The sequence below is a fragment of the Fundidesulfovibrio sp. YSD1 genome (assembly GCF_055397115.1).
This window is the reverse complement of the sequence record NZ_AP043666.1, coordinates 2093740-2113037: the sequence shown is the minus strand read 5'-3', so window position 1 is coordinate 2113037 and position 19298 is coordinate 2093740. Positions and strand designations below refer to the sequence as shown.

Here is a 19298-nt window from a genome sequence, read left to right as displayed (position 1 = left end):
TCCGGCGCTAGCCCAGCAGCCCGCTCCAGGGGTGCCTGGCCATAGGGGAGTAGCCCTCCTGGATCGCCCTCGACTCCAGGGCGCTCATGGCCAGGGCCGTCACGTCCGGGTCCGGGGCTTCGGCCAGTTCACCGGCGTCCAGGCAGAGCAGGAAGGTCTTGCAGCGGCGGCAGGCGTCCACGCGCTCGAAAGGCCGGGCGGGCTCGCGCAGCACCACCAGCTCGTCCGGCTCCTCGCACCCGCAGGTGGGGCAGGACACGCGCTTGTACGTCCACTCCACCGAGCAGCACGAGCAGCGCAGGTAGCGCCGCCCGCCGTGGGCCTGGATGAACTCGGAGGCATCCCAGGTCCGGCGCATCACGCTCATGTTGGGCGCCCCCCCGCAGATGGGGCAGTTCGGATGCCTCCACGGCAGGTCCGAGACGGAGGCCAGCAGGTCGGAAGCCTGGTTCTCGATGAACGGCCTGATCAGCTCGGAGGCAGCGAAAGAGAGTATGCCGGCGTCGATTCCCGGCGCCTCGACCGTCTGGCCGAAACCGGCCAGGACCAGGGCGTCCGGGGGAAGCGCCCCGGACTTGAGGGCCGCGCCCAGGGCGTCCAGCGCCGGGGCGATGGCGGGGAAGCAGCGCGACATGACCGGAAGGAGCGCCGCGGCAGCCTGGGGGAGGTGCGCGCTCATGTCCTGGAACCCGGAGTCGGCCAGAACGAACGCCCCCTGGGAAAAACGGTCGGGATCGATGGCGGGCGGCGTGCCGGTCCAACCGGGCACGGACTGCCTCAGACGGGCGCGCTCGGCCAGCAAGGGCCCGAACGATTCGAGCAGCCCGGCCAGCGCCGGCATCTCCCGCGCCGTCCGGGACAAGGCCGCCTCGACACCCTGCGGGGTCGTGAAAACCGCTCGTGAACTGATCTGCATGTACGACGATCTCCTTGCCTTGAAATGCTTGTGGGGACGCAGCCCTTCAGGGCCGCCCGGCAAAGCCGGGCGGCCCGTCGGTCTTGATGCCGGATGCCCGGCCGCTAGCCCTGCATGTTCTCGAACATCTTCCGCAGCGGAGCCACGGCTCCGGCCAGAAGGTTCTTGCGGGTCATGCGGGTGTCCACGTCGGAGGCGTCGGCCACGGCGAACTTGTGGTAACGCTTCGGCTCGTCGGCCACCAGGAAGATGACCGACACGTCGTCCTTGTTCAGCAGCGCGGCCTTGGGGAACTCCTTCTTCACGGCCTCCAGGCGTTCGGCGGCCTGCTTGAGGATGTCCGCGCGCTCGCCGAAGGACATGGCCCCCATTGCGCAGCTTTTGACGCACATGGGCAGCAGGTTCGCCTTGACCCTGTCGATGCACATGTCGCACTTGACGATCTTCTTGGTCGCGGGATCCTGCCTGGGAATGTCGTAGGGGCAGGAATCCTTGATGGTCTTGAAGTCTTCCTTGGCCGTCAGATCGGTGTAGATGATCGCGCCCGTGTCCTTGTCCTGGATGATGGAATCCTTCACCGAGGCGACGTTCTTGCAGGGCGCGTCCACACAGTGGCGGCAGCAGTCTGGGAAGAAGTACCACTTGACGGTGTCTCCATCCAGATGCTCGCTGAAGCGCACCAGCTTGAAGTTGTAGTGCGTCAGGTCGGGCGGGTTCTGGTGCGAGCCCTGCTGTTTGGTCGGCACGGCAGGGAAGTTCTTCCATTCCTTGCACCCCACCTGGCAGCCGCGGCACGCGGTGCAGCGTGTGGTGTCCACGAGTATTGCCTTTGGCATTTTCTCACTCCTTTCTTCTTCGGCAAGGCTTGCGGCCTGGGCCTGCCGCGTCCGCCGTAAGCGGCGCGGCAGGCCACACCCGCCCGCAAGCCGGTCTCTGGCTACAGTTCCGTCACCTTGTCGGCCTTGCGCAGGTTCACCAGGCTGGCCTTGTACTCGGGGATGGTGGTGTTGGGGTCACCGACCGAGGCCGTCAGCCTGTTCACTGCGTCGCCGCATTTGGGTTTGGTCCAGCCGAAGCAGAAAGGCATGCCCACCAGGTGCAGGGTCTTGCCCATGACCGTGAGGGGCTTCATGCGAACCGTGACCATGGCCACCGCCTCCACCTTGCCGCGCAGGCTCTCCACGATGACCACGTCGCCGTTCTTGATGCCCTTTTCCTGGGCCAGCTGCGGGCTCATCTCGATGTACTGCTGGGGTTCGGCTTCGAGCAGGGCCGGGCCGTTGCGCGTCTCCGAGCCGGAGCACCAGTGTTCGGTCAGGCAGTAGGTGGTCAGCACGATGGGGAAGCGCGGATCACCGTTGGCGCACAGCTTGTCGAACTCGCTGCCGCTGACCGACTTCATGCACGGGTTGCTCATCTGCGCCGAGAACGGGTTCTTGGTCAGAGGGGTTTCCGCGGGCTCGTAGTGCTCGGGCAGGGGGCCGTCCTCACGGCCGGGGCCGTAGAGCTGGCCGTGTCCGTCCGTGCACATGATGAAGGGGTACTTGCCGCCTTCCAGGGCCATGGGCGGCTGCGGGCCGTCGGGCACGTCGCCCACCCACTTGCCGTCCTGCCAGGCGATGACCGCCTTCTCGGGGTTGTAGGGGTTGCCGTTCATGTCCACCGAGGCGCGGTTGTAGAGCACCCGGCGGTTCAGGGGCCAGGCCCAGGAGAACTTGGGATACAGGTGTATTTTGGCCTGCATGGGCGTCTGGGTCAGGTCGCGGCGCTTGGCCAGGTTGCCCTCGGTCTCGGAATAGCCGCCGCAGTAGACCCAGTTCAGGCTGCTGGTGGACCCGTCGGTCTGGAGCAGGGGAAAGCCCGGGACCAACTGGCCCTTCTTGTACTCCTTGTCGCCGATCTTGACGTCGCGGGTGAAGAAGCCGTTGATCTTCTTGGTCATATCCTCGGCGACGAACTTCTCGGGCAGCTCGTGCTTGAGCACCTGGTCGGACAGCGGGCCCTTCTTGGTCTTGTCCTGGGCGTAGAGCTTGCGCACGCGGGACATGATCTGCACGAACATGTCGCCCATGCTGCGGCTCTGGCCGATGGGCTCGATGGCCTTGTAGTGCCACATGTGCCAGCGGCCCGAGTTGGAGATGGTGCCTTCCTTCTCCGCGCGGTAGGCCGACGGGAGCAGGAACACCTCGGTCTTGCACTTCTTGGGGTCGACGCCGGGGCGGCACCAGTTGTCCGTGGTCTCGTTGTGGAACACCTCGCCCACCACGAGCCAGTCCAGCTTGTCCACGGCCTGGCGGACCTTGTTGGTGTTGGGGAAGCTCTGGCAGGGGTTGTGCCCGAAGATGAACCCGCCCTTGATCTTGCCCTGGTACATGCGGTCGAAGAGGAACAGGTGCGAGCAGTCCATGCCGGGGTCGAGCTTCGGCAGGAGCCCGTAGCAGAAGTCGTTCTCCTTGCTGGCGTTCTCGCCGAACCAGCCCTTGAGCAGGCTGACCACGTACTTGGGCCTGTTGCTCCACCAGTTCACGCTCTTGGGGTCGGCCGTCACCGGGGTGTTGGCCTTCTGGTACTCTTCCAGCGTCTTCCACGTGGCGATGGGCGCGTTGTGGTAGCCGGGGATGTAGCCGTAGAGCAGGGCGTGGTCGGTCGAGCCCTGCACGTTGGGCTCGCCGCGCAGGGCGTTGATGCCGCCGCCCGCCACGCCGAAGTTGCCGAGCAGGAGCTGCACGATGCCAGCCAGGCGGATGTTCTGCACGCCCACGGTGTGCTGGGTCCAGCCCAGGGCGTACATGATGGTCCCGGCCTTGTCGGGCTTGCCGGTGGCGGCGAAGGCCTCGTAGACCTTGGTCAGGTTCTCCTTGGAGACGCCGGTGACCTGGGAGACCATGTCCAGGTCGTAGCGCTCGTAGTGCTTGGCCAGCACGTTGAGCACGCAGCGGGGGTTGGCCAGGGTCGCGTCGCGCTTGACCATGCCCTTCTCGTCCTTGTCGAACGCCCACTGGCTCTTGTCGTACTTCTTCTTCTCGGCGTCGTAGCCGGAGAAGAGGCCGTCCTTGAAGGAGTACTTCTCGCCCACCAGGAAGGTGGCGTTGGTGTAGTTCATCACGTAGTCGTTGAAGTACTTCTTGTTGTCCAGGATGTACTTCACCATGCCGCCCATGAAGGCGATGTCCGTTCCGCTGCGCAGGGGAACGTGGAAGTTGCTGCGGGCCGAGGTGCGCGAGAACTTGGGATCGACGTGGATGACCGTCGCGCCCTTTTCCTTGGCCTTGAGCACCCAACGGAAGGAGATGGGATGGTGTTCAGCGGCGTTGCTGCCGATGATCAGCACCGCATCGGCGTTGCCGATGTCGGTGTAGTGGTTCGTCATTGCTCCACGCCCGACCGACTCTGCCAGAGCCGGCACAGTTGGGCTGTGTCAGACCCGCGCCTGGTGGTCCATGTGGACGATACCCAGGCTGCGTAAAGATTGGTGAGCGACGGCGCACTCTTCGTTGGACATCTGGGAGGAGCCGAGGCAGAAGCCGGACTCCCAGCGGTTGACGTCCAGGCCGTCCTTGTTCTTGAGCACGAAATCCTTGTCCCGCTGCTCCTTGACCTTCTTGGCGATGCGGTCAAGCATCCAGTCCCAGTCCTTCTCCACCCACTTGTCGCTGCCGGGGGCGCGGTACTTGGGCTTGGTCAGCCTGTTCGGGCTCACGTGCAGGGAGCGCAGGGCAGCGCCCTTGGCGCACAGGCCGCCCGCGCTGATGGGGTAGTCCGGATCGCCCTCGATGTTGACGATCTTGCCGTCCTTGACGTGGACGAGCGTGTTGCATCCGCAGGAGCAGAACGGGCAGATGGAGATGACCTCCTTGCTGCCCTCGATCTTGAGCCCGGCGGCATACGCCTGGGCTGGGCTCAGATCGATCCCGAGCTGGGTCAGGGTCAGCGTCGCCGCCCCCGCTCCAGCTATCTTGATAAACCCACGCCGCGAAACTTTCATGAACACCTCCTTGAAAGGGTAACTCATGCCATCAACAAAGCTCCTAGTCCGGCTGGGGTTTGCCGGGCACACGGCTATGTCAAACCAGACACAGCCTCGTATGTCAAATTTTATCCAATGATTTTAAAGTGTTTTCTTTAGCACATTATTTTAGCCAAGTGCCCGCCTCAGGTTTGAAGCCCGGAAAAGCCCTGCTCATTGACGATCACGCGACGGCCTTGACGCAGCACGGCCCGTTGCGTAGCTGACTTCATCGACACAACCTTTTCCAGAGGCCTGTTTGAAAACCATCGCAATGGACCTTGCTCTCCCGGTTGCCGGCGAAAGCCGCGGCCGGTAGGCGCCCCTGAGGCGCGCGCCTCCCTGCCTGAGGCAGGCGCGCCCCCCCCGTGGGCGGCCTGTTCCCGCCCGCCCTGCCCGGCTCCCCGGGCCGGACTCTTTCCGCTTTGACCCGGCAACCGCTCTTTTGGCGTTCTTCCACGGCCATCACCGGCCGCGCGCGCCGCATGGCGCTGGCCTGGCTTCCGTCAGGCCCCATGCGGGCACGCGCCGACAACGCGCACAAGGAGTGCGGCAATGATGATCAGAGACGAAAGACCAGGCGACGCCCCGGCCATCGCGCGAATACACTACCGGGCCTTCAAGGGGCATCCGGTGCATCCGCCCGGCTCCGAACCCGTGGAGCACCTCATCGTGGAGCGCCTGCGCGCCGCGCGCGACCTGACCCTCTCCCTGCTGGCCGAAAAGGACGGCGAGGCCGTGGGGCACGTCGCCCTCTCGCCCTGCGCCGTGGGGGAGGACCACGGCGGCTGGTTCCTGCTCGGGCCGGTGGGCGTGCTGCCCGGCCTCCAGGGCAGGGGCATCGGCTCCGCCTTGATCAGGGAATCGCTTGAACGGATGCGGGAGATGGGGGCGCAAGGAGTCGTGCTGGTGGGCGACCCCGGGTTCTACGCGCGCTTCGGGTTCGCGGGCGCGGCGGGCCTCGCCTACGCGGGCGTGCCGGACCAGTACATCCTGGCGGCCTGCTTCTCAGCCAGGTCGCCCCGGGGCGAAATCCGGGCCCATGAGGCCTTCGGCGCGGCCGCCGGGTAGCGGCGTCAAATGAAGGGGCTTCCGCCTAGGCGGAAGCCCCCCTGGACGGCAGCAGGCAGCCGGGCGCTATTTGTGCGCGGCAATGGCCGTGGAAGACACGAAGCTCCCGGCCGGGCAATGGTCGAAGAGCACTTCCACGTCGGAGAACCCGGCGATGCGGAGCATGTCCAGCAGGCAGGCCACGTTTGCTGTCCACTTGCCCACGCTCCTGTCGGAGAGCAGCATCATGGAAGCCCCGCGCCCGGTGTACACGTCCGGGCTTGCCCCGTGGATCTGGTCGTGGGCCACGTTGATGGGGTCGTACGCGGTGAGGGCAATGGTCCTGCCCGTGACGATGAGCGTTTCCCGGGTCAGGGCGTGGAGCTTCCTGAAGCAGGAAAGCGGATCGGGCAGATGGTAGTAGATGCCCAGGAAAAGCACGATGTCGAAGGTTCCGCTGGTTGAATCGATGAAATCCTCGATCCGCGCCACGCGGTGTTCGACCTTCGACCGGTAGCGGTCGCGGGCGAACAGGAACCTGTCCAGCCCGGCTTCGTTCTCCCAGCCCGGGCCCTCCACGGCCGTCACGCTTCTGGCGTTGCGGGCCTCGCATTCGAAGCTGTAGAAGCCGTCGGACGCGGCGAGGTCCAGCACGGATTTGCCCGAAAGGTCCTTCGGCAGCTTGATCTGGTCGAGCATCCGGTAAGTCAGCGCGGCCTTCATCGATTTGGCGAAACGCCCGCCGCCCAAGGGCAGACACAGGTACCAGTCGGAGTTGTCCGGCCCCTCCTGGTTTCCATCGAAAGGCTCGGAGCCCATTTTCCCGGCCAGCGCCGAATGCCTTGCTTCGTAGCGCAGGTACTCCTCCATCCTGTCGGCGAGAAGGATCGGGACGTCGCCGCCGAGCCTGCCGCGCAGGTCGCGGAGCATCGCGGGGTACAGGGCGGGCGAGGTGACCAGGACGAGATCGGGATCGAGCGAGGACAGCCTGTCCGGAGCAAATACCCTGAATCCGTTCTGGCGAAGCGATGTCTTGTTGGGATCCTTGTCGCCGAGGCCCACGATGCGGTCCAGGATGTCCGGGTGCATCTCCCGGAAAAAGGAGATCAGGTAATCCGAGCCGCTGGCGGCCGGGTAGAGAAGGATGCGCTTGCTTCCCGCGAGCGAAGAGATGGGGTAGGTGACGCACGCATGGTCTTTCAGCTTCATAACGCTCCCTGGCGCAAGGCGGAGAGCCCGCCGCTGCGCGCAACACACCGTCTTTTCTCACATATGCGAGGCGAGCCTACACCGCTGGCGCGCCACAAGGCAACAGGTCGAGCCACAGCGGGGCAGGAATTGGTGCGCAGAAACGAAAAAGCGGCCTACGTTTGCACGTAGGCCGCTTGTTTTAGCTGGCGTCCCCAAGGGGATTTGAACCCCTGTTATCGGCGTGAAAGGCCGGTGTCCTGGACCAGGCTAGACGATGGGGACGCGCTGAGAAAGAAGGTTGGCTGGGGGACTAGGATTCGAACCTAGGTTGATGGAGTCAGAGTCCATAGTCCTGCCGCTAGACGATCCCCCAGCACGCGGAAGGGAGCTATTAGGACAGTTCAAATCGCTTGTCAACGAGCTTGCGCGAAATTTTTCTTTGCACTAGCACCCTGGCCATGTGGACGCGAATCCTGGCCGTGGTGCTCGTTGCGGCCCTCACCGCCTCCTGCTCCGCGCCGGCCCCCAAGGGCGCGCCCAAGGGCACGTTCCGCCCCTACACCATCAAGGGCAAGACCTACCACCCGCTGAAAAGCGGCCACGGCTTCAGCGAGGAGGGCTACGCCTCCTGGTACGAGCCGGGCTGGTTCTCGGGCAAGACCACGGCCAACGGCGAGCGCCTGCGCTCGAGCGAGCTCACCTGCGCGCACAAGATATTGCCCATGAACACCATGGTCCGGGTGGTGAACCTGGAGAACGGCCGCGAGGTGGTCCTGCGGGTCAACGACCGGGGCCCCTTCGTGTCCGGCCGCTGCGTGGACCTCACCGAGGCCGGGGCCAAGGCCCTGGGCTTTCACGGCAAGGGCGTGGCCCGGGTGAGCCTTTCCACCGTGGGCGGGGTGCCCGGCATGATGGAGGACGGGCGCATGCCCGGCCCCTTCTACGTGCAGGTGGGGGCCTTCGCCGTGCGCCACAACGCCGAGCGCCTGGCCGCGCGCCTGGCGGACCAAGGCTACGCGCGCACGCGCGTGCAGGAGGGCGACCAGACCGGCCAGCGCCTGTGGCGCGTCCAGGCCGGGCAGTTCGCTTCCGTGGAGGAGGCCCTGTCCGCGCAGGACCGGTTCGCGGGGGAGTTCCCGGACGCCTTCGTGCTGGCGCAGTGAAAGGGGACGCGCCGGAAGGACGCAAGAATCCCGCGCGGCGGGCCGATCACGGCCGCCGCTCGAAAGGGGGGAGGACGCCAGGCCCGGACGGTCCGGCCGCCCTGGGCGGGAGGCCGGACACGCCGCGAACGGCTCTGGCGGACTACTCTTCCTCGTCGGGGTTGAGCTCCGCCCGGAACTTGCGCGACAGGCGGAAGACCACCACCTTGCGCGGGGGCAGGATGATGGAGTCGCTGGTCTGAGGGTTGCGGCCCTTGCGGGCGCGTTTGTCGTAGGCGTCGAACTTGCCGAATCCGGAGACGAGCAGGGAGCCGTCCTTCTTGATGGCCTGCTTCATGATGTCCAGCAGGTTGTCCACCAGGACCTTGACTTCCGCCCGGTTCTTCTCGGTTTTTTCGTAAATATAGTCGACGATGTCAGCCTTCGTGAGAGTCTTCCCGCTCATGGCGTCCTCCCGGGGCGTCGAGGGGTTAGCGGATGGAGCCGGATATCTTCTGGGCCGTCTGGTTCATTTCGTCGGGTCCGGCGTAGCTTTTCTGCGGCCAGAGGCTGAGTCCGTCCCCCTCGAAGCGGGGGATCAGGTGCCAGTGGGCATGGAACACGACCTGTCCGGCGGCCGCGCCGTTGTTCATGCCAAGGTTCACGCCGGTGGCGCCGAGCCCGTCCTTCAGGGCCTGCCCGACCGTGCGGATGGCCGCGAGCAGGTCGGGCCCCAGGGAGGGGGGCAGCTCCCAGATGTCCGCGCAGTGCGCCTTGGGGATCACCAGGGTGTGGCCCTTGTTCACCGGGGCGATGTCCAGGAAGGCGAGCACGGATTGGGTTTCGAAGACCTTGGAGCAGGGGATTTCCCCGCGCACGATCTTGCAGAAGATGCAGTCTTTGTCGGTCATGGTTTCCTCGGCGGACGGCCTGACGGCCTTGTCCATATAACCAGTTGGTAGCGCGGGAGAATTTTTTTTGCAAGTGGGAACTGAAAACTTTCTGGCATGTTAACGCGCACCGTCTTCCCCCATCCCGCGCCGAGGCGCGCCAGGCCTCGTATCCTGCCCGTGTTCACCCCGCGCGCTGGCTGCGCCGGGCGCTGCCTTTTCTGCGCCCAGGAGGAGCAGTCCGGCCACTCTCCCCTGCCCCTGCCCCGGGTGCTCGAGGAACTCGAGGACAAGCTCGACGCAGCCGGTTCCGGCCCGCCGGTGGAAATCGCCTTTTACGGCGGCACCTTCACGGCCCTGCCCCTGGAGTGGATGGAGCGCTTCCTCCTGACCGCCGCCAGGGCCAGGCGCGCGGGCGCAGTGTGCGCCGTGCGCTGCTCCACCCGGCCGGACGCCCTGCCCCCGGGGCTTCTCCGGCACCTGGCCGCCCTTGGGCTGGACAGCGTGGAGCTTGGCGTGCAAACCTTCGACGACGCGGTGCTGGAAACAGCCCGGCGCGGGCACACGGGCGCGGACGCCCTCAAGGCTTGCCGGGACGTGCGCGAGGCGGGCATGGGCCTGACCGTGCAGCTTCTGCCCGGCCTGCCCGGGCACACGCCCCCGGGGCTTGCGCGCGACGTGGATTTCTGCCTGCGAGCTATGCCCGCCGCCGTGCGCCTGCACCCCTGCCTGGTGCTCGCGGGCACGGGCCTGGAGGACCTCTGGCGCGCGGGCCGGGTCGAGCCGTGGGACCTGCCCGCCACCGTGGAAGCCCTGGCCCTCGCCGTGGACCGGCTCTGGGGCGCTGATATCGCGGTGTCGCGCATCGGGCTCGCCCCCGAGCCTTCCCTGGAGCGGGCCGTGCTGGCAGGCCCCAGGCATCCGGCGCTCGGGACCATGGTCCGGGCCAGGGCCGTGCTGGCCGAGGTCGCGCGCAGGCTCGACGGGCGACGGGCCGTTCGCCTGGAAGCGCCGCAACGGGTCAGCGGGGAGCTCTTCGGGCACGCCCGCGAGTTGGAGCGGGCCTACGAATCCCTTGGACTGGCGCGCGACAGGATCGCGTTCGCCGACACCGGCACTTTCACCCTGGATACCGATGATGCGATGTGACGACACGCGCGTTCTGCGCGCCATGCGCGCGGCCCTGATGACCCCGGGCCGCGAGGTGATCGAGGACGCGGCCGTGGCCGTGCGCGCGGGCGTTGTGGTCGAGGCCGGGACGTGGGCCTCCCTGGCCGGGCGCCATCCCGGGCCGGTGACGGACCTGGGCGAGGTCACGCTTTTGCCCGGGCTCGTCAACGCCCACACCCACCTGGAGCTCTCCCACGTGGGCTTGCCGCCCGAGACGGGCAAGGGCTTCCTGGCCTGGGTGCGCTGGCTGGTGGCCCAGCCCGTGGCCCAGGCGGACGAGGCCTCGCTCGCCTCGGCCGTGGCCCAGCTGGAAGCCTGCGGCACGGCCGGGGTGGCGGACATCTCCAGCCGCAACACCGCCATGGTGGCCGAGGCCCTGGAGCGGGCGGGCATCCGGGCCGCGCTCCAGTTCGAGCGCTTCGGGCACATGCCCGACTCCCCACTGCCCGACGTGGACCACTCGCGCCTGCACCTGGCCGGGCACGCTCTCTACTCCACCGCGCCCGAATCCTTGCGCGCGGCCAAGGCCTGGGACTCGAAGCGCGGGCGCGTCTTCTCCATCCACCTGGCCGAGCACCCGGACGAGGCTGAATTTCTGGCCACGGGCCGGGGCGATTTCGCGGATTTTTTGCGCGCGCGCATCCTGCCCCCGGACTTCGCCCACCCCGGGCTCTCCGCCGTGGCCTGGGCCGAGGCGCTGGGCCTTCTGGACCAGCGCACCCTGGCCGTGCACTCCGTGTGCGTATCGAAAACGGATATAGAAATTCTAAAGAACCGGGGTTCCAGCGTGTGCCTGTGCCCGCGCTCCAACGCGGTCATCGGCGTTGGCGCGGCCCCGGCGCGCGCACTCCTGGACGCGGGCGTGCCCTGCTGCCTGGGCACGGATTCCCTGGCTTCCTGCCCGGACCTCGACCTCTTCGCCGAACTCGAAGCCCTGCTCGCCCGAACGCCGATGACCCTTGCCGAGGCCGTGGGCCTTCTTTCGGCCAACCCCGCCGCGCTCTACGGCTTCCCCGGCCTGGGGCGCGTCAGCCCCGGCTCGCCTGCGCGTTTCGCGGTGCTGCCGCACCGCCTGGAGCAGGCACTGCGCGATTGACCCGGCCTGCATCGTATGGGAAAATGTTCGGCGCAACGATTCCGGTCACCACCCACCCCAAGGAGCCCTATGACCTGGCCACACAAGGATCTTCTGGACGTCACCCAGCTCTCCAAGGCCGACGCGCTGGAGATTCTCCGGGCGGCGAAGTCCTTCCAGGAGGTCAACTCCAGGCCCGTCAAGAAGGTGCCCATCCTCAAGGGCAAGTCGGTCATCCTTTTCTTCGCCGAACCCTCCACGCGCACCAAGACCAGCTTCGACGTGGCGGGCAAGCGCCTCTCAGCCGACACCTTCTCGCTCCAGAAAAGCGGCAGCTCGCTGGTGAAGGGCGAATCGCTCAAGGACACGGTGCTCACGCTCCAGGCCATGAGCCCGGACGCCATCGTCATGCGCCACAATTCCAGCGGCGCGGCCGCGTTCATCGCCCAGCGCCTGGACTGCGCCGTGATCAACGCGGGCGACGGCTGGCACGCCCACCCCACCCAGGCCCTGCTGGACGCCTTCACGCTCACCGAGCGCTGGGGCGGCGTCGAGGGCAAGACCGTGCTCATCCTGGGCGACATCACGCACTCGCGCGTGGCGCGCTCCAACGTGCACCTCCTGCGCCTGCTGGGCGCGAACGTGCGCCTGTGCGCGCCCAGGACGCTCCTGCCCCTGGCCGTGAACTCCTGGGGCGTGCCCGTGTACAACGACCTGGACGAGGCAGTGCGCGGCGTGGACGCCGTGATGTGCCTGCGCCTCCAGCTGGAGCGCCAGCAGGCCGGGCTCCTGCCGGACGTCCGCGAGTACTCCCGCCGCTTCTGCATGACCCTGCAAAGGCTCTCCAAGGCCGCGAAAAACGCCGTGGTGCTTCACCCCGGGCCCATCAACCGGGGCTGGGAAATAGCCTCGGACCTGGCCGACGCCCAGGAGAGCCTGATCCTCGACCAGGTGGCCTCGGGCGTGGCCGTGCGCATGGCCCTGTTGCACCTCTACCTCACCCGCAAGTAAGGGAGCAGACCATGTCCCAAGCCGATCTCGTGGTGCGCTCCGCCGCCCTGGCCGAAAATCCCGACGAACCGGTGGACCTGTTCGTGGCCAAGGGCCGCGTGCTGGCCTTGGCCCCGGCGGGCACCCTGCCCGCGCCCGAGGGGGCCAAGGTGGTGGAGGCCGCCGGGCTTCTTTTGCTGCCCGGCCTCACCGACGCCCACGTGCACCTGCGCGAACCCGGGCAGGAATGGAAGGAGACCATCGCCACGGGCCTTTCCGCCGCGGCCAAGGGCGGGTTCGTGAACGTGATGTGCATGGCCAACACCGACCCGGTGAACGACCAGGCCAGCATCACGGAACTCATGCTCGGCAAGGCCCAGGCCTCGCACCCGCGCGGCCCCCGGCTCTTCCCCGTGGGCGCGCTGACCGTGGGCCTGGAGGGCAAGGCCCTGGCCCCCATGGAGGAGCTCAAGGCCGCGGGCTGCAAGGCCTTCTCCAACGACGGCCGCCCCGTGGCCGACACCGAGCTTTTCCGCCGGGCCCTCGAATACGCCTCGGATTTGGGCGTGCCCGTGATCGACCACTGCGAGGACCCCTACCTGGCCCCGGCGGCCGGGATCAACGAGGGCGAGGTCAGCGCGCGCCTGGGCCTGCGCGGCCACCCTGCCGTGGGCGAGGCCATCCAGGTGGCGCGCGACTGCCTGCTGGCCAGGTACCTGGGCGTGCCCATCCACCTGGCCCACGTGTCCAGCGCCATGTGCGTGGACGTCATCCGCCAGGCCAAGGCCCAGGGAGCCCCGGTCACGGCCGAGACCTGCCCGCACTACCTGGTGCTCACGGACCAGGCCTGCGAGGGCTACGACACCAGCGCCAAGGTCAACCCGCCGCTGCGCACCCGGGAGGACCAGCAGGCCCTGCTGGCCGCCCTGGAGGACGGCACCATCGACATCCTGGCCACGGACCACGCCCCCCACGCGGCCCACGAGAAGGAAACCCCCTTCGACGAGGCCCCCAACGGCATCTCCGGCCTGGAGACCGCGCTTTCCGTCACCTGGGAGCTGGTGGCCCGGGGAGAGCTTTCCGCAAAGACCCTCGTCTCGGCCTGGTGCACCCGCCCGGCCGAGATCTTCGGCCTGCCCCGGAACCGTTTCCAGGAAGGCGACACGGCCGACTTCATCCTTTTCGACCCTGCCGCCCGCTGGACGCTCACGCCCCAGGCGATGGCCTCCAAGGGCAAGAACACCCCGCTCATGGGGCGCGAACTGACCGGAGTGGTCAGGGCCGCCTTCGTGGCCGGGAAAAACGTGCTGTAACCGGGGAGAGACATGACCGATTCCTTCAAGGATGCCGTTGGCATCTGCAAGGCCATCATCCGTAACGGCTACGACGCCTACGTCATCAACGCCAAGCTGCAGAAGTCCCTGCTGGCCGCCTCGGCGCAGCCCGAGCTGGACATCTGCACCGACGCCGGTTTCGACGAGCTCCAGAAGCTCTTCCCCAACGTGGCTGTCGAATCGGGCGAATCCTTCGCCACGCTCAGGGAAGGCGAGACGGTCCTGCATTTCTACCGGGGCGACGTGCCCGAGGGCTCCAACCCCGAGGAATGCCTCGTGCGCCTGACCTCGCGGCTGGCCAAGAAGCTCACCGACTCCGGCGAGATGCCCGCCAACATGGCCTGCCCCTACATGCCCCGCACCGCCGACCCCCTGGACGGCTTCGCGGACTTTTCCGGCGGCATCATCCGCTTCAAGGGCATCCAGGACCAGACCCTGCGCCAGGACTACCTGCGCGCCATCCGGGCCATGCGCTACTCCGCCAACTTCGGCCTGCCCATCGGCCCCAACTCCTGGATGGCCATCCTGCGCGCCGGGCGCGCCATCCTGGACTACGTGCCCGTGTCGGACATCATGGACGAATGGCGCAAGGTCGAGGCCGAGAACATGCACGCCTTCGTGCGCCTGCTCTACGAGGCCATGATCCTGCACGGCCTGCTGCCCGAGATCGCCGCGCTGGCGCGCATCAAGCAGAAGAAGAACGAGACCGAGGAGGAATCGGTCTTCGAGCACACCCTGGCGGTCATGCGCCACTACCCAGAGGAGCTGCCCTACGACTGGTACGGCACGCTCTCCTGCCTGTTCCACGACGTGGGCAAGCTGCACACCGCCGAGATCGTGGACGGGCGCTGGCACTTCCACCAGCACCACCGCGTGGGCGCCAAGGTCACGCGCAAGCTGCTCACGGGCCTGCGCATGGACCACGACGAGATCGACCTGGTCTGCCACCTGGTGCGCCACCACATGCGCTTCCACTTCATGCTCACCGACAAGGGCATCCGCCGCTTCAAGAGCCTGGACGAATACCCCAGGCTCATCGAGCACGCCCGCGCCGACATCAAGGCTAGGGGCGGCAACTACAAGGAATTCAACCACAACATGAAGATGCTCGAGCGCACCGAGATCCGCGAGGAAGAGCTCGAGCCGCTGCTCAACGGCAAGGAGATCATGACCATCCTGGGCATCTCTCCAGGACCCGGCGTGGGCGTGATCCGCGACGCGCTGCTCAAGGCCCAGGTCACGGGCGACGTGACGAGCGTCGAGCAGGCCGTTGATTTCGTGAAGAAATACTCCGCCAGGGAGCAGCTCACGGGATGACCCCCTCCCCCGTGAAGACAAACCTTCTCGACCTGAGCTTCCACGAACTCGAAGCCTTCCTGACCACGCTTGGCGAGGCCCCCTACAGGGCCCGCCAGGTGTGGCAGTGGCTTTGGCAGAAGCGCGCCCGCGGCGCCGAGGAGATGACCAACGTCTCCAAGGCCCTGCGCCAGCGGCTCGAGGAGGCCGCCGTCATCGCCGCGCCAGAGGTGGCGCAACGCCTGGAGAGCAAGGACGGCACGGTGAAGTTCGTGCTGGAGCTCGCCGGCGGGGCCGGCGTCGAGACCGTGCTCATCCCGGAGAAAGACCACTACACCCAGTGCCTCTCCACCCAGGCGGGCTGCGCCATGGCCTGCACCTTCTGCCGCACCGGGCAGATGGGCCTCACGCGCAACCTGGGCCACGCCGAGATACTGGGCCAGATACTCGTGGCCAGGGACTACCTCGCCTCCATCCGGAGCCCCTTGAACCTGCGCAACCTCGTGTTCATGGGCATGGGCGAGCCCCTGATGAACTACAACAATCTCCTGCGAGCGCTCGAGTCGTTGCAGCACCCCCAGGGGCTCGACTTCTCGAGCAGGCGGGTCACGGTCTCAACCGTGGGCATCGTGCCGGGAATACTGGAGTTTGGCCGCACGGGCTTCGGTTCCCTGGCCGTGTCGCTGCACGCCCCGGACCAGCAGCTGCGCGAGGCCCTCATGCCCAAGGCCGCCAAGGCCCTGCCCCTGCCGGAACTCATGGAGACCCTCAAGCAGTACCCGCTCAAGCCGCGCGAGAACATCACCTTCGAGTACGTGCTGCTCGGCGGCGTGAACGACTCGACCGCCCAGGCCCGCGACCTGGTCCGGCTCATCTCCCACGTGAAGGGCAAGGTGAACCTGATCTCCTACAACGAATCGCCTGGCCTGCCCTACAAGACGCCGGACCCGGCCAGCGTGGAGGCCTTCCAGAAGGTGCTCTGGGACAAGGGGGTGACGGTCACGCTGAGAAAAAGCAAAGGCAGGGACATCTTCGCGGCCTGCGGGCAGCTCCTGGCCGCGCACGAGATGAAGGACTAGGAGGCCTCCGGCGGCCAAAGGGACTTCGTCCCTTTGGAATCCCCTCCAGCTTCGCGCAAGGCTTCGTTGTTTACGTCGTGGGACGGGGTGGTTTCAAGGCCCGGTGATCCGCGCAAAGCCGCGAATCGCCGGGCGCGGCTGGTGTGGGCGTGGTCGCGGGGCCGCTCGCACGAAGGTCGAAACCCGCAGGAGGCTTTGCGACGAGTAATGTTTCGGCCTTCCGGCGGACGGTTTCGCGAACACGCCCCTACCGGCCGCGCCGACTTAGCAATTCCTAGGGCTTCACCGCGCCGAACAGCATCCCCATGGTCACGGGCGAGCTCCTGTAGCCCGACTCCCCGTACTCCCTGACATCGGCAAACCCCGCCTCCTTCAGCATCTCCAGGAACACCGTCCCCGGTATGGCCCCGCCACGTCAGGTGAACCACGAGGCAACCATGTCCGATGCGGACATGGGCGGCGGCCCGGTCAGTATCTGGTCCGCAACCTGGACCCGCCCGCCAGGCTTGAGCACCCGGAACGCCTCGGCCAGGGCCGCGCGCTTGTCCACCACGAGGTTGTACACGCCGCTGGACGTGACCATGTCGAAAGTCCCGTCCGCGAACGGAAGCACGTCGGCCGTGGCCTGCACGAAATAGGCGTTTCCCGCCTCGGACTCGTGGGCGTTGCCCCGGGCCTTGCCGAGCATCTCCGGCGACATCTCCACGCCGACGGCCATCCCTCCCGGCCCGGCGAAACCGGCGCTGACCAGCGTGTCCACGCCGCAGCCGCTGCCCACGTCCAGGACCTTCATCCCCGGCTCGGGCAGACCCATGGCGAAGGGATTGCCCACCCCGCAGAAGCACTCCCGCACCCGCTGCGGCAGGTGCGATATCCACCCGGGCTCGTAGCCCAGGCCCGCAAGCCCCTCCTCCCCCGTAGGATAGCGGAACTGCCCGGGCTCCCCGGCGGCCACCTTGCGGTACTTGTCCAGGATCGACGTTCGGATGTGCTCGCGCTGTTCGTTGGTGATCTGCATATACCAAATCTATCACGAGGTGATTAACCAATCAACTATCCCGATAACAGCCCACTCCGCCCCCTCTTGCCATTTATGCAAAAGCGGCTACTTCTTCCGGATGAGGCGCGCGGCCCCGCAGCGCCGCGCCACAAGGAGCACCGCCATGAGCATCGAATCAGCCAAGGCCTACATGCAGCGCATGCGCAGCGACGCCGCCTTCCGCAGGGCCGTGAACGAGAACGAGGACCCCTCGGCCAACTGGGCCTTCCTGCGCGCCAACGGCTACGACTTCACCGTGGACGAGTTCAAGCTGGCCCAGAAGGAGGTCTTCGAGGCCCACGGCACGGACCAGCTCCCCAAGGCCGGCTGAAGCCCGCGAACCCGCCGCGTTTGACCCGTCGCGCCTTTTTCCCTATTTCTGGCTGGTTGATCACCAAGGGAGAAAGGAAGCACCCAATGAGCCAGAACGTCAAAGAGCACCTGGACTTCATCCGCACCATCGTCGCCGGGGACCTGGAGGCAGGCCGCCACGCCAGCGTGGCCACGCGCTTTCCTCCGGAGCCCAACGGCTACCTGCACGTGGGGCACGCCAAGTCCATCTGCCTCAACTTCGGCATCGCCAAGGAGTTCGGGGGCACCTGCAACCTGCGCTTCGACGACACCAACCCCACCAAGGAGGAGCAGGAGTACGTCGACTCCATCCAGGCCGACGTGCAGTGGCTGGGCTTCACCTGGGACGACCGCCTCTACTTCGCTTCCGACTACTTCGAGAAGCTCTACGAATACGCCGAGATACTCGTCCAGAAGGGCCTGGCCTACGTGGACGACCAGACCGCAGAGCAGATCCGCGAGACGCGCGGCACCCTGACCGAGCCCGGCATCGACAGCCCCTACCGCACACGCACCGTGGAGGAGAACCTCCAGCTCTTCAGGCGCATGCGCGCGGGCGACTTCCCGGACGGCGCGCGCGTGCTCCGGGCCAAGATCGACATGGGCTCGCCCAACGTGGTCATGCGCGACCCCACGCTCTACCGCATCCGCCACGCGCACCACCACCGCACCGGCGACGCGTGGTGCATCTACCCGATGTACGACTTCACCCACTGCATCTCCGACGCCCTGGAGGGCATCACGCACTCCATCTGCACCCTCGAATTCGAGAACAACCGCGAGCTCTACGACTGGGTCCTGGACAACCTGCCCGTGCCGAGCCGCCCCAGGCAGTACGAGTTCGCGCGCCTGAACCTGACCTACGTGGTGGTCAGCAAGCGCCGCCTGATCCAGCTGGTCACGGAAGGCTACGTCACGGGCTGGGACGACCCGCGCATGCCCACCATCCAGGGGCTTCGCCGCAGGGGCTACACGCCGGAATCGCTCAGGCTCTTCGCCAAGCGCATCGGCGTGGCCCGGGCCGAGAACACCGTTGAGATCGAGATGCTCGAGGCTTGCCTGCGCGAGGACCTGAACGACCGCGCCCCGCGCGCCATGGCCGTGCTCAGGCCCGTGAAGCTCGTGATCGAGAACTACCCCGAAGGCCAGGAGGAAGTCTTCGAGTGCCCCAACCACCCGGAAAAGCCCGAGATGGGCGCGCGCCAGGTACCGTTCTCCCGCGAGATCTACATCGACCGCGACGACTTCCGCGAGGTGGCCCCCAAGGGCTACCACCGCCTCTCCCCGGGCAAGGAGGTGCGCCTGCGCCACGCCTACTACGTCACCTGCACCGGCGTGGAAAAGGACCCCGAAACCGGCGAGGTCACCCAGGTGCGCTGCACCTACGACCCGGCCACGCGCGGCGGCTGGTCCGACGACGGGCGCAAGGTCAAGGGCACCATCCACTGGGTCAGCGCCAGGCACGCGGCCTGGGCCGAGGTCAGGCTCTACGACCGCCTCTTCACCAAGCCCGACCCCATGGACGTGGAGGAGGGCAAGGACTTCAAGGACTACGTGAACCTCAACTCGCTGGAGACCATCGCCTCCTGCCCGGTGGAGCCGAGCCTGGCCCAGATGGCGCCCGAGCAGTTCGTGCAGTTCGAGCGCACCGGCTACTTCGTGGCCGACCGCCGCGAGCACGGGCCGGACAGGCTGGTGTTCAACCGCAGCGTGGGGCTCAAGGATTCCTGGGCCAAGCAGGAGAAGAAGGGGGGCTGAGCTCCCTCGGT

17 protein-coding genes and 2 tRNA genes are annotated in these 19298 nt (G+C 67.0%); 10 read left to right on the top strand and 9 right to left on the bottom strand.

The window, feature by feature from the left end:
• Nucleotides 1–7 precede the first annotated feature (7 nt).
• The 3 genes from ACZ5V4_RS09870 to fdnG all read right to left on the bottom strand — a co-directional run bounded on the left by ACZ5V4_RS09870 (nucleotide 8) and on the right by fdnG (nucleotide 4901).
• On the bottom strand, nucleotides 8–916 hold the full coding sequence (locus ACZ5V4_RS09870) for a formate dehydrogenase accessory protein FdhE (RefSeq protein ID WP_464314682.1): 909 nt from the start codon (nucleotides 914–916) through the stop codon (nucleotides 8–10).
• A 104-nt stretch (nucleotides 917–1020) separates the two neighbouring features.
• Nucleotides 1021–1752, bottom strand: coding sequence for a 4Fe-4S dicluster domain-containing protein (locus ACZ5V4_RS09865; protein WP_464314681.1), 732 nt, complete (start codon nucleotides 1750–1752; stop codon nucleotides 1021–1023).
• A gap of 101 nt (nucleotides 1753–1853) precedes the next feature.
• A complete protein-coding gene (gene fdnG / locus ACZ5V4_RS09860) occupies nucleotides 1854–4901 on the bottom strand; it encodes a formate dehydrogenase-N subunit alpha (protein WP_464314680.1) in 3048 nt (1015 codons plus the stop codon).
• 576 nt (nucleotides 4902–5477) lie between these two features.
• Here fdnG and ACZ5V4_RS09855 point away from each other — a divergent pair.
• On the top strand, nucleotides 5478–5993 hold the full coding sequence (locus tag ACZ5V4_RS09855) for a GNAT family N-acetyltransferase (protein WP_464314679.1): 516 nt from the start codon (nucleotides 5478–5480) through the stop codon (nucleotides 5991–5993).
• Between the two features lie 66 nt (nucleotides 5994–6059).
• Here ACZ5V4_RS09855 and ACZ5V4_RS09850 read toward each other — a convergent pair whose 3' ends face one another.
• The 3 genes from ACZ5V4_RS09850 to ACZ5V4_RS09840 all read right to left on the bottom strand — a co-directional run bounded on the left by ACZ5V4_RS09850 (nucleotide 6060) and on the right by ACZ5V4_RS09840 (nucleotide 7536).
• Nucleotides 6060–7181, bottom strand: coding sequence for a class I SAM-dependent methyltransferase (locus tag ACZ5V4_RS09850; protein WP_464314678.1), 1122 nt, complete (start codon nucleotides 7179–7181; stop codon nucleotides 6060–6062).
• Nucleotides 7182–7367: 186 nt separating this feature from the next.
• Nucleotides 7368–7445: transfer RNA gene (locus tag ACZ5V4_RS09845), tRNA-Glu, on the bottom strand.
• A gap of 17 nt (nucleotides 7446–7462) precedes the next feature.
• Nucleotides 7463–7536, bottom strand: a tRNA-Gln gene (locus tag ACZ5V4_RS09840).
• A gap of 85 nt (nucleotides 7537–7621) precedes the next feature.
• On the opposite strand from ACZ5V4_RS09840, the gene ACZ5V4_RS09835 reads away from it, so the two are divergent.
• On the top strand, nucleotides 7622–8326 hold the full coding sequence (locus ACZ5V4_RS09835; protein ID WP_464314677.1) for a septal ring lytic transglycosylase RlpA family protein: 705 nt from the start codon (nucleotides 7622–7624) through the stop codon (nucleotides 8324–8326).
• 142 nt (nucleotides 8327–8468) lie between these two features.
• Here the strand turns inward: ACZ5V4_RS09835 and ACZ5V4_RS09830 are convergent, their stop codons facing one another.
• Both ACZ5V4_RS09830 and ACZ5V4_RS09825 read right to left on the bottom strand, forming a co-directional pair.
• Nucleotides 8469–8771: an integration host factor subunit alpha gene (locus ACZ5V4_RS09830; protein WP_464314676.1), complete on the bottom strand. Its 303-nt coding sequence runs from the start codon at nucleotides 8769–8771 to the stop codon at nucleotides 8469–8471.
• Between the two features lie 25 nt (nucleotides 8772–8796).
• Nucleotides 8797–9216 carry an HIT family protein gene (locus ACZ5V4_RS09825; RefSeq protein WP_464314675.1) on the bottom strand — a complete coding sequence of 140 codons (420 nt, stop codon included), beginning with the start codon at nucleotides 9214–9216 and terminating at the stop codon, nucleotides 8797–8799.
• Between the two features lie 96 nt (nucleotides 9217–9312).
• On the opposite strand from ACZ5V4_RS09825, the gene ACZ5V4_RS09820 reads away from it, so the two are divergent.
• From ACZ5V4_RS09820 to rlmN, 6 genes are all read left to right on the top strand, one after another.
• A complete protein-coding gene (locus ACZ5V4_RS09820) occupies nucleotides 9313–10344 on the top strand; it encodes an elongator complex protein 3 (protein WP_464314674.1) in 1032 nt (343 codons plus the stop codon).
• A complete protein-coding gene (locus tag ACZ5V4_RS09815) occupies nucleotides 10334–11461 on the top strand; it encodes an amidohydrolase family protein (protein WP_464314673.1) in 1128 nt (375 codons plus the stop codon). The genes ACZ5V4_RS09820 and ACZ5V4_RS09815 overlap by 11 nt, the downstream gene beginning before the upstream one ends.
• A 69-nt stretch (nucleotides 11462–11530) precedes the next feature.
• Complete coding sequence (locus tag ACZ5V4_RS09810; protein ID WP_464314672.1) at nucleotides 11531–12451, top strand: aspartate carbamoyltransferase catalytic subunit; 921 nt, start codon at nucleotides 11531–11533, stop codon at nucleotides 12449–12451.
• 11 nt (nucleotides 12452–12462) lie between these two features.
• On the top strand, nucleotides 12463–13743 hold the full coding sequence (locus ACZ5V4_RS09805; protein ID WP_464314671.1) for a dihydroorotase: 1281 nt from the start codon (nucleotides 12463–12465) through the stop codon (nucleotides 13741–13743).
• A gap of 12 nt (nucleotides 13744–13755) precedes the next feature.
• Nucleotides 13756–15081: an HD domain-containing protein gene (locus ACZ5V4_RS09800; protein ID WP_464314670.1), complete on the top strand. Its 1326-nt coding sequence runs from the start codon at nucleotides 13756–13758 to the stop codon at nucleotides 15079–15081.
• 11 nt (nucleotides 15082–15092) lie between these two features.
• On the top strand, nucleotides 15093–16139 hold the full coding sequence (gene rlmN, locus ACZ5V4_RS09795; protein WP_464314669.1) for a dual-specificity RNA methyltransferase RlmN: 1047 nt from the start codon (nucleotides 15093–15095) through the stop codon (nucleotides 16137–16139).
• 274 nt (nucleotides 16140–16413) lie between these two features.
• Here the strand turns inward: rlmN and ACZ5V4_RS09790 are convergent, their stop codons facing one another.
• Nucleotides 16414–17157 (bottom strand): methyltransferase domain-containing protein, encoded by a 744-nt coding sequence (locus tag ACZ5V4_RS09790; protein ID WP_464314668.1) that lies wholly within the window; start codon nucleotides 17155–17157, stop codon nucleotides 16414–16416.
• A gap of 145 nt (nucleotides 17158–17302) precedes the next feature.
• Here ACZ5V4_RS09790 and ACZ5V4_RS09785 point away from each other — a divergent pair, with 145 nt between their 5' ends.
• Together ACZ5V4_RS09785 and ACZ5V4_RS09780 are read left to right on the top strand one after the other, a co-directional pair.
• Entirely contained in the window at nucleotides 17303–17509 is a 207-nt protein-coding gene (locus ACZ5V4_RS09785; RefSeq protein ID WP_464314667.1) for a Nif11-like leader peptide family natural product precursor, read from the top strand.
• Nucleotides 17510–17595: 86 nt separating this feature from the next.
• A complete protein-coding gene (locus ACZ5V4_RS09780) occupies nucleotides 17596–19287 on the top strand; it encodes a glutamine--tRNA ligase/YqeY domain fusion protein (protein ID WP_464314666.1) in 1692 nt (563 codons plus the stop codon).
• Nucleotides 19288–19298 lie beyond the last annotated feature (11 nt).

Excerpts from the sequence above, each read along its gene's own strand:
- ACZ5V4_RS09870 (WP_464314682.1), bottom strand. The coding sequence starts at position 916 with ATGCAGATCAGTTCACGAGCGGTTTTCACGACCCCGCAGGGTGTCGAG.
- ACZ5V4_RS09865 (WP_464314681.1), bottom strand. The coding sequence starts at position 1,752 with ATGCCAAAGGCAATACTCGTGGACACCACACGCTGCACCGCGTGCCGC.
- ACZ5V4_RS09855 (WP_464314679.1), top strand. The coding sequence starts at position 5,478 with ATGATGATCAGAGACGAAAGACCAGGCGACGCCCCGGCCATCGCGCGA.
- ACZ5V4_RS09850 (WP_464314678.1), bottom strand. The coding sequence starts at position 7,181 with ATGAAGCTGAAAGACCATGCGTGCGTCACCTACCCCATCTCTTCGCTC.
- ACZ5V4_RS09835 (WP_464314677.1), top strand. The coding sequence starts at position 7,622 with ATGTGGACGCGAATCCTGGCCGTGGTGCTCGTTGCGGCCCTCACCGCC.
- ACZ5V4_RS09830 (WP_464314676.1), bottom strand. The coding sequence starts at position 8,771 with ATGAGCGGGAAGACTCTCACGAAGGCTGACATCGTCGACTATATTTAC.
- ACZ5V4_RS09825 (WP_464314675.1), bottom strand. The coding sequence starts at position 9,216 with ATGACCGACAAAGACTGCATCTTCTGCAAGATCGTGCGCGGGGAAATC.
- ACZ5V4_RS09820 (WP_464314674.1), top strand. The coding sequence starts at position 9,313 with ATGTTAACGCGCACCGTCTTCCCCCATCCCGCGCCGAGGCGCGCCAGG.
- ACZ5V4_RS09815 (WP_464314673.1), top strand. The coding sequence starts at position 10,334 with ATGCGATGTGACGACACGCGCGTTCTGCGCGCCATGCGCGCGGCCCTG.
- ACZ5V4_RS09810 (WP_464314672.1), top strand. The coding sequence starts at position 11,531 with ATGACCTGGCCACACAAGGATCTTCTGGACGTCACCCAGCTCTCCAAG.
- ACZ5V4_RS09805 (WP_464314671.1), top strand. The coding sequence starts at position 12,463 with ATGTCCCAAGCCGATCTCGTGGTGCGCTCCGCCGCCCTGGCCGAAAAT.
- ACZ5V4_RS09800 (WP_464314670.1), top strand. The coding sequence starts at position 13,756 with ATGACCGATTCCTTCAAGGATGCCGTTGGCATCTGCAAGGCCATCATC.
- ACZ5V4_RS09785 (WP_464314667.1), top strand. The coding sequence starts at position 17,303 with ATGAGCATCGAATCAGCCAAGGCCTACATGCAGCGCATGCGCAGCGAC.
- ACZ5V4_RS09780 (WP_464314666.1), top strand. The coding sequence starts at position 17,596 with ATGAGCCAGAACGTCAAAGAGCACCTGGACTTCATCCGCACCATCGTC.